An 11,780-nucleotide genomic window follows, 5' to 3' on the forward strand; every position below is an offset into this window, starting at 1 on the left:
TAAGCAAAATTTATTAACCATCACCTAATACAAGCTCTGTAATATTTCATCAATTAGCTATAATTTCCACGAAGTTTTAAGCTATAACCAGCATTTCATTAACATTTAGAAACATTTTACTCAAAATCTTTATGATAGTATTCGGCCAATTTACTAAGACTGATTATCATCTAGCCTTGGTGTCCAATTTTTATTAAAACTCGCAAACCAATATATTGTGCATATCGCTATTTAGAGATGTTTTGATAGTGAATAACAATCAGGCTCGATGTTATTAATCTGTATAAGTATGAGGGAAAAATGACGCTTATCTATTCGCATAGAACAACGCCATTGTGGTTAGGAATTATGTTGTTATGCGCTTTAAATGTGGCTCATGCGAACACCTCAACTCCTCTTTCAGATTATTTCAAAGACACTTGGTCTACTCATGAAGGCCTTCCACACAACAGCATTAATGCCATCGCGCAAACTTCTGATGGTTATATATGGTTTGCAACTTGGGAAGGTGTTGCCCGTTACAATGGTCGTGATTTTCGTTTTTATGAACGCTCGGATAAAACGGGGATTTTAGATTCTGGCATCCGGACTCTTGTATCAGATGCTAATAATGGTTTGTGGATTGCGGGAGTAAGAGGCGGTATTACCTATCGCCAAGGTAATCAGTGGCAGCCACAATTTGCTGCGGCAAGCATGGTAAATAACGTACTCAAAGACAGTTCCGGCGGCCTTTGGATAGCCGTTGAAGGGTTGGGCGTATTTCATCGGCCAAAGCCACATGTTGAAAATGGTGCCATTGAAGAAGCTTGGGTATTACAGAACATTAGTGCTTACCGCTTACTTGAAGACAGTAACGGTCGAATTTGGGCGACAACTGAAGAAGGTTTATATCATCTAAATGGGCAAGACAAACAAGATATATTAACTAAGTTTAATCTACCAAAGTTACATGTTTATTCCATTCTGGAAACTCACGACAAGCGTCTATTAGTGGCCACTGAACAAGGCGCTTTTATTTTAGAAGATAATAGAGCCAGCATTGTACATCCTAGTTTGGCAGGTGAAGCCATTAGCACTCTAATGGAAGATGACGAAAACAACCTGTGGTTAGGTACTATCAAAAATGGCTTAATAAAGGTCAGCAATAGCCATATAGAACGACTAAATACTCATTCTGGTTTGCCAAATAACCGTGTGTTATCCATATTACAGGACTTCGAAGGCAGCATTTGGATTGGCACTAATGGCGGTTTAGTGCGTCTGCGCAAAGCGCCTTTTACTACTTGGGCTAAGAGCCGCAATCTAGTAGGCGATTATGTTCGCAGCGTTATCGACATCGATTCAGATACTGTACTGGTTGGCTCAAGTGAAGGCCTTAGCCTTATTCATAACAATATCGCCCGCAATGCGCTTGCTAATAATAGCGCCCCTATTTCTGTTCTTAGCTTTACTAAACAGCGTGATGGTGGCATTTGGGTAGGTACTTATCTTAATGGCCTAATGCTCTGGAAAGATCAACAATTAACCCCTCAATTTGATCACCGGAATGGATTGCCTAGCGATGAAGTCAGATCCATTTTAGAGGACAGTCACGGCAACTTATGGATTGGGACAACCAATGGCCTTGTGCAACGAAATGCCGCTGGCCAACAGCACATTTTCACTCGCAATAATGGCTTACCTGACAATTACATTATGGCATTGGCGGAAGATGACCGAGGTCAAATTTGGGTAGGAACTGGGGTGGGTGTTGCCAAACTAACATCCAGTGGTTTTGAAATTATTCCCATTAATAACCTCGAAGAGGCTGAATATGCTTTTGGCTTCTGGATGGAAGAAGGTTATGTCTGGATTGCTACAGACCGCGGCTTAATTAGATATAACCAACAAGATGGTCAGCTAGGCCTAGTTGGGCGGCGCTCAGGCTTGCCCATCGACAAACTATTCCAAGTAGTTTACGACGGTACCAATGGATTTTGGCTAACCAGTAATCGTGGCATTTGGCGAGTCGACTATCATGAGGCTCATGCTGTGGCTGATGGCCGCCGAAGTGAGATTGCGTTTGAGCATTTTTCAGAAAGTGATGGATTAGCAAGTGCTCAAGCAAATGGCGGCTCGAACCCTGCAGCGGTTGCTATGGACAATGGCAAGCTATGGTTTGCCACTTCAAAAGGTGTTGCCATGATAGACAGCTCCACTATCTCGCAAAAAAACACAACACGCTTACCTCTCACCATTGAATCTATAGTGGCAGACGGATTTGAACTATCTGCCAACCAACAAAACATATTACCTGCAGGAACAAATAGAGTGGTATTTAACTATGCAGGACTCGGATACATCATGTCATCCCGTATTTAATACCGTACAAGGCTAGTGGGTTTTGAAGATAACTGGGCTTCTAGGGGCAAAAATACCATTGCTGAATATACAAATTTAGCGCCTGGGAAATACAAATTTCTGGTCAGTGCGCGTTATCCTTATAGTGATTGGAATAATGCCGACCAGGTTTATGAATTCACTATTTTACCGCACTTCTGGCAGCGCATTGAGATACAAGTCGGCTTCGCGCTTTTGGTACTGATCATTCTTGCTGGCAGCATAAAATGGCGCGTACAACGATTGCAAAAAAGTGAGCTAAAGCTAAAAGCTCTTGTCGAAAAGCAAACCTATGCATTACGTCAGCAATCGGAAGATTTTCAGCGTCAAGCCAATGAAGATAAGTTGACTGGTTTACCAAATCGACGTGCTTTTGATAAATGGTTAAGCGAGAAGTTTATTCAAGCCAAGCAGCAACATACACCACTTGCTTTGATCATTATGGATATTGATCACTTCAAAAAAATCAATGATCACTACTCTCATCTGATTGGAGATAAAGCCATTAAAGCGCTCGCCAAACAATTGCTGCAGCTTGCTGATCATCAGATACATGCAGCTCGCTGGGGGGGTGAAGAGTTCACCTTGATGATTAAAGATATGAATGATGCAAATGTGGCTGCTTATTGCGAAAACCTCCGCAACAGCATTGAAACTTATGACTACAGCGATATCGCCGCCGATTTAACCATGACTGTCAGCATGGGCGTAGCGTTTTCTCATCAAGTAGAGAACTACCAAGATTTACTTCGCCTCGCCGACCAAGCCTTATATCGAGCCAAAGAACAAGGCCGTAATCGAGTTGAAATTTGGCAGTAAGTAGATTAAGAAGATAAAAAAACAAAAGCCAAGACATTGTGAATACAAGCCTCGGCTTTTGCATGTTATTTATTTAAGATTGGCGTAACTTCGATAGCAGATACGAATGCATCACCTTGAACTGGTACAAATTTAAGATTTAAAAGCCCCTCTACCACTTCAATTTCTGCAGAATAGTACTCAGCGATTAGGTTTTCGCCAGATTCTGACTTTGACGCGTTCACTTCAACAATTTTGCGGCCATTTGCTTCTACAGTAAATCGCGACGTTATGTCATCCGAAGGAGCAACCGTCAGTAAGACGACTTTATAGTGGCCATTGCTTAATGGCAGCTCATAATGAAAGCTCCCTCGACGGTATGTAGTAGCCAAATCACGATCTGCAGTCTGATTTATCTCGGGCTTCACTGGCGGACGTCCCCAGCCACCTAATTTATCAAACGATGCAGCTTCGCCACCATAAAAAAAGTTATCTGAGCCAAAAGAATGCTCTTGTGTTGATGCGGCAACTAATGCGCCAGCATCAATAAAGTAGCTGTTACTCTGGCTTTTATTTAACTGCCAATGCGTTTCATCCTGAACTGAAGATTGCTTGCCAACGCCTTTAGCTACGACCGTGTTATCGCCTACTTTAAGACTAACATTTGGCCACACGCAAATTTTTAATGAGCAATCGGCTTTAACTCCTAAAGATTTACCATTCAACCACAATTCAGTTTGATCAAGATTGGAATAAACTTTAACGTCGGTAATCTGATAGTGGCGCTGCGAGTAACGACTTGAGGTGACATGCACCATAGGCTTAGTCGTCCAGTTCGCTTGATAAAAGTAGTACGCGTCTTTTTTTATCGCTCTATCATAGGTAATCAGCCCTTTGGTGTTGATATCATGTGAATCCCCTTCTGTTCGCACCGTGGTCGCAAAATCAAATGCATTCCAGATCCAGCTAGCAAATAGGTACGGTTTACTCTCGATCACACGCCAATTCTCTTCATGCACATAAGACATGTATTCTTCAGGTTGGTGGTGTCCTCTAGAGTCGACCGGAGCACCTAAGTAATTATCTGTGTGTAAGGACACTGCGCCACCTGCGCCATATTCACTTACCGATATTGGTAAATTTGGATATTGCACATGCAATGCATCTAAGTGCGGCCCAAAATCATCAACGTCCCCATAATACCAGCCATAATAACGATTAAGCCCAACCGTATCAGCCACTGGCGATGTTTTGGGAATATCGATATCTTTGACTTCCTCTCTGGCTTCACAGCAATTAGCAAGGGTTGAGGCTCTGCTAGGATCCAACTGTTTTACCATGTCCGCCAGAGACTTCAAAACAGGAATAGGATCAGGAGTATTACCTCGAGTAGCCCCCAGAAACGCAGGAACGACCGCACCAAAATCCACTTCATTCGCCACTCCCCAAAAAGCGACAGATGCGTGATTAAAATTTTGCTTGATCATTTCTTTTAACTGCAACTCTGCATTGACCAATAATCCGTCATTTGCCACTTTATGATCTTTGCCATACGTCCAACTTGTCACTAAAGGAATTTCATCCCAAAGAATCAAACCATATTTATCGGCTAATTCATGTACAGGCTGGCCATGAGGATAATGAGCAAGGCGCAATGTATTGGCCCCCATTTCCACCAACAAATCCACATCCTGTTTGACATCCTCTGGACTCACGGCCCAACCAAGCCCCTCTTTATCTTGGTGATAAGCAACACCCTGTAAACGCAGTGGCTTGCCATTGAGAATAAAACCTTTGTCGGGAGATATCACAATATTACGCAACCCATATTTTTGCTCGAGTGTATCGAGAACCTGATTATTTGACCCACGAATTTCTGTTCGCAGAGTATATAAATAAGGATTTTCTTGTCCTTGCCATAAAGTAGGGTTAGCAACATCTAAGTTCTGTTTTAACGTCGCTAATGCTTTAGGTTCAAGTGTTAACGCTTGTTCTGCCTGATCCACAGTTTTACCCTTGGCATCTACAAGTTGAGAAATAACTCGTATCTTTTTAGACTGCTCAGCGTCATTTTTTACTCGGCTGCTCACTGTCACCTGCGCTTTTTCTGTCTTAATTAAGTCGGTGGTGGCATACACACCAGGTCCACCATAGTCCAGCATGTCTAAATGCACTGGATCGGTGAATACCAGCCTTACGGGACGATAAAGGCCACCGTGGACAAAAAAGTCACCAGCAATGGGCAAAGTATCGGCAGTTGATGAATCTGCGGTGGGTTTCGTATTGTCCGTTTTTACAACAAGCACATTGTTTTGATCCCAATACAGAGCCTGAGTCGCATCAAAACGAAAACGAGTAAAACCTCCTCGGTGCTCACCAAGGTACACTCCATTTAGCCACACTTCAGCTACTCGGCTCGCTGCATCAAATTCTAACCATGCTTGTTGTTTTGCATTCGTAGAAGAAACATTAAAATTTAATCGATACCAACCAATACCATATTGCTTGTTGATATTGTTTTTAGTGTTAATGTGAGACGTGGTGTCATTCTGGTAATAACCCACGTTGTTCCATGTATGTGGAACACTGATTGTTTGCCATACACTATCATCAAAATCTTTTTGTAAAAACGCATCTGTTTTATCCCCTTCAGAAAAAAGAAATTTCCAGCCCGTATCCAATATTAATTGTTCACGAGGGGATGAAGCTGAGGCGCTTATCGAAAAAATTGAAAATATAAACACTGCAACAGCTAAGACGATTCGATTAATTATTTTTGTAATTTCCATGTCATTATCTCATTCGGCAATTAGGGGAAAATCATTTATAAGCCGGATAAGGCTTTAATCACCTCTAATAGTATTTTCGAAACTTCCTTCCACTCTAAATAAATTTTAGAAGGATATTAATAGTCACTATTATAAAATCGTTTTACGAAGCGAGATTTTTGACGGAAGGAGCTTGATATTTGATTCTGACAAATACCAATAAAAGAAGACGGAAAATTTAGTAAACAGAGATATTTTTTCATTATTTTTCTCAACATTAATGGAGCAACATTGAGGAATGTGTCATGAAATCATCTATTCGTTCCACACTCCCCATCCATCTTTCCATGCTAATGTATTTTTAATAGGGATACATATCGAATAAATTAATACCATGTATTACTGATATTGAATCATGAGAATCGCAGTGCCATCTAGGCTTACTACGATTCTCATGCAGTTTTTATAACTTATAACACTCCATGCTTTTTATACCCGCCATGAAGACAAGTACTCTTTATCGATCACAAATAAAAACGAAAGTAAAAGCTAGGCGATCAAGGCTTGTTGCCAGCCTTAACTAGGTTATCCACCTGCCCTAGGCCAATTCTTAGTTGATCGTCTCCACAGTAACCTTTCAGAATAATTCGGTCACCATCTTCAACAAAGGTACGTTGCTCGCCATTACTTAAGGTGATGGGGGTCTTCCCACCTTCAGTGAGCTCAAGAAGTGAACCTGATTCATCAAGATCTGGACCGGACAGAGTACCACTGCCAAATAAGTCTCCCGGCTTGAGATCACAACCATTCACTGTATGGTGAGCCACCATTTGTGCAATGGTCCAATAAGAATCTTTGAAGTTACTTTTGGAAAGGCGTTCAGCTGGCTGGCTGTCCGCTCGCATTTTGGCCGTTTCTATCCAAACCTCTAGCTTGATATCTATTGCGCCCTTGGCTCTATTCGCTTTAGAGTCTAAATAATCAAGCGGTTGAGGGTCTTCAGCATCTCGCGTCCAATCACAGCGGTAAGGCTCCAGTGCCGCCATCGGAACGACCCAAGGACTTAGACTAGAAAAGAAGTTTTTCGATAATAATGGCCCTAAAGGTTGATATTCCCATGCTTGAATATCACGAGCAGACCAGTCGTTAAACATGGACACACCGAACACATGCTGTTCAGCGTCGGCCATTGAGATAGGCGTTCCTAACTGGCTGCCTTTGCCGATAAAAATACCCAGCTCTAATTCATAATCAAGACGTTTACAAAGTTCTAATACTGGACGCTCGGCGTCAGGTGCTTTTAACTGCCCTGCCGGACGCTTGAAGGCTTCGCCCGATATACGTATGGAAGACGCTCGCCCATGGTAGCCAATCGGTATCCATTTGTAGTTTGGCAACAGCGGATTATCTGGGCGAAACAATGACCCAACTCGTGTGGCATGATGCACAGACGTATAAAAATCTGTGTAGTCACCAATTTGGCAAGGCAAATGAAAAGCAACCTCTGACTGAGGAATCAAGCAAGCCTCTACTTTGGATTGGTAAGCGCTATTGCTGAACAGTTCGATCAAACGAAGACGCAGCGCATGCCATTGTGTATGACCTAGCCCCATCAATTGATTCAGAGCATTTTGTTTGACCGCCTCACGCAAACACGGATCTAATTCAGCAAATAATCCCACTTCTTCAAGTGCGCTCAAATTGGCGATTTTGTCGCCAATGCCGACGCCAATATGGTGTATTTGATCAGCACTGGAAAAGACCGCATAAGGCAAGTTCGCTAAGGGAAATTCGCAACCTGCAATGTTAGCGCTCGGCAACCAGCTGTTAATGCGATTGGTATTCACAGAACATCTCCTTGAGGTGACTTTGTTTAGTATTTATCATGTTTAACCCACTTACAGTTGTGCATCAGCTTGGGCTTCTGGCACAGCTTGCTTAAATGCTTCTAGCTGAAGACAGTTGGCTTCGATACGACACAATTTGGGATAGATTGTTAAGTCCACGTTAAAACGACGAGCGTTATACAGTTGAGGAATCAGACAGATATCCGCAAGCGATGGCATGTTGCCATAACAAAAACCGTCATCTTCGACCATTAATTCCAATGCGCCCAAGCCTTCGCTCACCCAATGCTGATACCAACTATTAACCGCATCGTCGTCTAAACCCACACTAGTACGAAGGTATTTAAGAACGCGTAAGTTGTTAATCGGGTGGATTTCACAGGCAATCGCTTGCGCCATCGCACGGACTTTGGCGCGCGCAAAAGGCGCTGCGGGAAGCAAAGGCGTATCAGGATGGCAATCATTGATGTATTCAATAATCGCTAAAGATTGCGTTAGCACGCCCTTATCATCTTGCCAACTCGGCACCAAGCCTTGTGCATTTAACGACTTATAGTGAGAGGAATGCTGCTCACCGCCGCCGTTAACCAAGTGAACGAAAGCGGTGTCATAAGATAACCCCTTTAAAGCAAGCGCAATTCTGACTCGATAGGCTGCAGAAGAGCGCCAATAAGAATAAAGCGTACCAACGTTTTCCATTACTTCATCCTTTACGCATTAGTTTCGATGACACCACGAGCTACTTGATCGCGCTCTATGGATTCAAACAAAGCTTTAAAGTTGCCTTCCCCAAAACCGTCATCGCCTTTGCGTTGGATAAACTCAAAAAACACTGGACCCAACTGATTGGTAGAGAATATTTGCAGCAGTAATCGTGGCGCACCATCGATAGTGCCATCCAGCAAAATGCCGCGCGTTTTTAGCTCATCGACCTTTTCACCATGACCAGGAAGGCGTTCTTCCAGCATGTCGTAATAGGTCTCCGGTGGTGCCGTCATCAGCTGAATACCACTGGCACGCAAGGAATCAACACTGGCCATTAAATTATCTGTGCGCAAAGCAATATGCTGAATGCCCTCGCCATTAAATGACATCAGAAACTCTTCAATTTGACCTGAGCCACCAGCTGCTTCTTCATTTAACGGAATACGAATTTTCCCATCGGGAGCCGTCATCGCTCGTGACGTTAAACCAGTATATTCGCCCTTGATATCGAAGTAGCGAATCTCACGAAAGTTAAATAAGGTTTCATAGAAGCGTCCCCAATAGGCCATACGACCTCGGTAGACATTGTGAGTCAGATGATCGATCTCATAAAAGCCATGACCCACGGGCTTTTTATCGACATCTGGCAGGAGCTCGAAATCAATGTCATAGATGGATAAACCATCGTCATAACGGTCGATCAGGTAAATAGGTGCGCCACCAATCCCCTTGATAGCAGGCAATCTAAGCTCCATAGGACCAGTCGGAATATCCATTGGTTTAGCACCTTTAGACAGAACATACTCGTAGGCTTTGTGGGCATTTTTAACACGAAACCCCATGCCTGCCGCGGCATTGCCGTGTTCCTGACCAAAGTAATAGGCTTCACTGCCTTTTTCTTTATTTAAGATAAAGTTAATGCCGCCTTGACGATAAAGCTCGACATCTTTCGAACGATGCTTCGCTACTAATTCAAACCCCATTAGCTGAAACACTTCCGCTATTTTCTCTGGGTTGGGGCCTGCAAACTCTACAAATTCAAAACCATCTAATCCAACTGGGTTTTCAAATAAATCTGCCATTTCTGTATTCCTATTTATCGTTATATTTGGAAAATAATGTATTTAAAAGGCAATGATTTTAAGCCTCTAAAGGCGGCGGAATAGCAATCCCCCGCACACTTCGAGACCAGTGGAGTGCAATGGATAATTGTAGACGCCCAGCGCAAAGATTACCCATTGTGGCTGTCCGTACTTTTGTTATCCGGTACGTTGAACTCTTTAATAATTTGGCTAGCTGGTTGAATGTCTTTCCAACAGTCCACATAGTCTTTTTGACGTTCGTCGGCGTTAGCTGCAAAGTGGGTAATTCGCTGGGGCGCACTGGTTTCAAACATAAACGCCAGTGTTCCAGATAATTTATGGGGAGACAATTCTGACACCGATGCTTTTGAAAACGCATCATAATCAGGGCCATGTGGCGAGCCAGCATTATGAAGACTAGCACCACCAGGCAAAAAGCCATTCGGTTTGGCGTCGTACGTACCGTAAATTAATCCCATAAACTCAGCCATAACATTACGATGATACCAAGGTGGACGAAAGGTATTTTCAGCCACCAGCCAACGATCACCAAATACCACCACGTCTATGTTTGCCACACCGGCAGTTTGGCTTGGTGACGTCAGAACCGTAAAGATCGAAGGATCAGGATGATCATAGCTTATCGAGCCAAGAGTATTAAAGCGTCTCAAATCATATCGATAAGGAGCATGATTTCCATGCCAACCGAGCACATCAAATGGCGAATGTTCAAGGGTGAAGTCACGAAAGCGCCCTTCTCTTTTTTCAATCACCCACGTTGTTGTTTGTTGCTCTACAAAGCTCGCCGTTGGATATTCAAAGTCACGTTCATTCGCCAAACCATTCGCGCCTATGGCGCCACGATTAGGCAATTCAAAAGGCGAACCATAATTTTCTAACAAGTAAATTTGGGTGATATTTTCAGTGCTTAATTCAACAAATGCAGAACGTGGAATAACACCAAGCGAGCCAACACCTATTTCCAAAACGCCAAACTCTGTGCGCAAGCTAATAGACGAACTGATCGGCATAACCAACATTTCTGCATCATGGTTTTGTAATACAGGCTGTTGCTGCTCATGCAATGTAGCAATACTCGCTGACATACCAATTTGCGAGTTTGCAGACCCTGCGATAGTTAAGGTGCGAACAGACTCAACCCAATGCCCTTCTACGGTCGCTAATGGATTCCATCTAAGCGGATCAAAGGCAATTTGCGTATTGCTATCGTCTGATCGAGATACCCAGTTAACGAACTCAACCAAGTCTCCGTCAGCTCGATGCGCAACACTGGGTCTAATGCGGTACATCCAGCTACGTAGATTGTGTCCTTGGGGTGCCGTAAATGCAGAGCCACTTATCTGTTCTGCATATAAACCAAATGCGCAGCGCTGAGGACTGTTCTGTCCAATAGGCAAAACACCCGCTAACGCCTCGGTCGAATGATAGTTTCTAAAGCCGCTGAGATAAGACATGACTTAAGCCGAAATAGTAAGTGAAAATCTATATAATCATTTCAAATGAAACGAGTCAACTCATTTCATTTGAAATGATTAGCCACTTTTGTGGCCAATCTTTTTTATAGGTTGCTAGCTAATAAAGCTTTAAACTATGTTCCAACATGGCGAATTGGCAGACACATACCCTATATTTTTCGGTATTTAGAGAGCTTAAAAAGGTAAGTAAATGTTTGATCTAAATAATTTTATTCCATATCGCCTTAATCAGGCCGCTCAGCAAACGTCCGAAGCCTTGGCTCGTAAATATAGAAATCAATATGGATTAACCGTTCCTGAATGGCGCGTGCTGGCTCACTTAGGTAAATATGACAAGCTCTCAGTAAGAGATTTGGAAAAAGCCATCGGCTTAGATAGAGTCGCGGCCTCTCGGGCGGGAACAAGCCTGTGTAGCAAAGGCTGGGTACAAAAAATTGTCAATGAACAAGACCGTCGCTTAGTCGAGTTTTCCTTGACCGACGTCGGCCGAGAACATTACGGAAAAGTTGTCGTACTCGCCACTTCCACAGAAGAATTACTGCTAAAGACACTAAGTAAATCTGACCAAAAAAAGCTGTTAGTACTGCTTTGCAAAGTAGAAGAAACCGCTAGAAAAATCACCTAGCAACATTGAATATTGACCAAAACTCTGGCAATGACAATCTTATTCATATCACTTCAAAAAACATTTTAATCAATCTTTTT

8 protein-coding genes and 1 pseudogene are annotated in these 11,780 nt (G+C 43.0%); 4 read left to right on the forward strand and 5 right to left on the reverse strand.

Going from position 1 to position 11,780, the window contains the following annotated elements:
• Window positions 1-300: 300 nt before the first annotated feature.
• The 3 genes and pseudogenes from B6N13_RS03370 (at window position 301) to B6N13_RS23290 (ending at window position 3,198) form a co-directional block, all read left to right on the forward strand.
• Window positions 301-2,361: a two-component regulator propeller domain-containing protein gene (locus tag B6N13_RS03370; protein WP_169458493.1), complete on the forward strand. Its 2,061-nt coding sequence runs from the start codon at window positions 301-303 to the stop codon at window positions 2,359-2,361.
• Window positions 2,362-2,373: 12 nt separating this feature from the next.
• Window positions 2,374-2,517, forward strand: a pseudogene (locus tag B6N13_RS23510) (triple tyrosine motif-containing protein); the annotation flags it as partial.
• 105 nt (window positions 2,518-2,622) lie between these two features.
• Entirely contained in the window at window positions 2,623-3,198 is a 576-nt protein-coding gene (locus tag B6N13_RS23290; RefSeq protein WP_282434064.1) for a GGDEF domain-containing protein, read from the forward strand.
• A 65-nt stretch (window positions 3,199-3,263) separates the two neighbouring features.
• Here the strand turns inward: B6N13_RS23290 and B6N13_RS03380 are convergent, their stop codons facing one another.
• The 5 genes from B6N13_RS03380 to hmgA all read right to left on the reverse strand — a co-directional run bounded on the left by B6N13_RS03380 (window position 3,264) and on the right by hmgA (window position 11,054).
• Window positions 3,264-5,966, reverse strand: a complete 2,703-nt coding sequence (locus B6N13_RS03380) for a glycoside hydrolase family 2 TIM barrel-domain containing protein (protein ID WP_169458495.1) — start codon at window positions 5,964-5,966, stop codon at window positions 3,264-3,266.
• 536 nt (window positions 5,967-6,502) lie between these two features.
• Complete coding sequence (gene fahA, locus B6N13_RS03385; RefSeq protein WP_169458496.1) at window positions 6,503-7,792, reverse strand: fumarylacetoacetase; 1,290 nt, start codon at window positions 7,790-7,792, stop codon at window positions 6,503-6,505.
• Between the two features lie 51 nt (window positions 7,793-7,843).
• Window positions 7,844-8,491 carry a maleylacetoacetate isomerase gene (maiA, locus tag B6N13_RS03390; protein ID WP_169458497.1) on the reverse strand — a complete coding sequence of 216 codons (648 nt, stop codon included), beginning with the start codon at window positions 8,489-8,491 and terminating at the stop codon, window positions 7,844-7,846.
• A gap of 11 nt (window positions 8,492-8,502) precedes the next feature.
• A complete protein-coding gene (gene hppD, locus B6N13_RS03395) occupies window positions 8,503-9,579 on the reverse strand; it encodes a 4-hydroxyphenylpyruvate dioxygenase (RefSeq protein ID WP_169458498.1) in 1,077 nt (358 codons plus the stop codon).
• 149 nt (window positions 9,580-9,728) lie between these two features.
• Window positions 9,729-11,054, reverse strand: coding sequence for a homogentisate 1,2-dioxygenase (gene hmgA, locus B6N13_RS03400; protein ID WP_169458499.1), 1,326 nt, complete (start codon window positions 11,052-11,054; stop codon window positions 9,729-9,731).
• A gap of 211 nt (window positions 11,055-11,265) precedes the next feature.
• On the opposite strand from hmgA, the gene B6N13_RS03405 reads away from it, so the two are divergent.
• A complete protein-coding gene (locus tag B6N13_RS03405; RefSeq protein WP_169458500.1) occupies window positions 11,266-11,700 on the forward strand; it encodes a MarR family winged helix-turn-helix transcriptional regulator in 435 nt (144 codons plus the stop codon).
• The last annotated feature ends 80 nt before the right edge of the window (window positions 11,701-11,780 follow it).

Origin of the sequence: Marinomonas sp. UCMA 3892, assembly GCF_012726345.1 — a bacterium.
Lineage (GTDB): Bacteria > Pseudomonadota > Gammaproteobacteria > Pseudomonadales > Marinomonadaceae > Marinomonas.

What these genes read in the sequence shown, in the direction of transcription:
- B6N13_RS03370 (WP_169458493.1), top strand. Translation starts at nt 301, where the DNA reads ATGACGCTTATCTATTCGCATAGAACAACGCCATTGTGGTTAGGAATT.
- B6N13_RS03380 (WP_169458495.1), bottom strand. Translation starts at nt 5,966, where the DNA reads ATGGAAATTACAAAAATAATTAATCGAATCGTCTTAGCTGTTGCAGTG.
- maiA (WP_169458497.1), bottom strand. Translation starts at nt 8,491, where the DNA reads ATGGAAAACGTTGGTACGCTTTATTCTTATTGGCGCTCTTCTGCAGCC.
- hppD (WP_169458498.1), bottom strand. Translation starts at nt 9,579, where the DNA reads ATGGCAGATTTATTTGAAAACCCAGTTGGATTAGATGGTTTTGAATTT.
- hmgA (WP_169458499.1), bottom strand. Translation starts at nt 11,054, where the DNA reads ATGTCTTATCTCAGCGGCTTTAGAAACTATCATTCGACCGAGGCGTTA.
- B6N13_RS03405 (WP_169458500.1), top strand. Translation starts at nt 11,266, where the DNA reads ATGTTTGATCTAAATAATTTTATTCCATATCGCCTTAATCAGGCCGCT.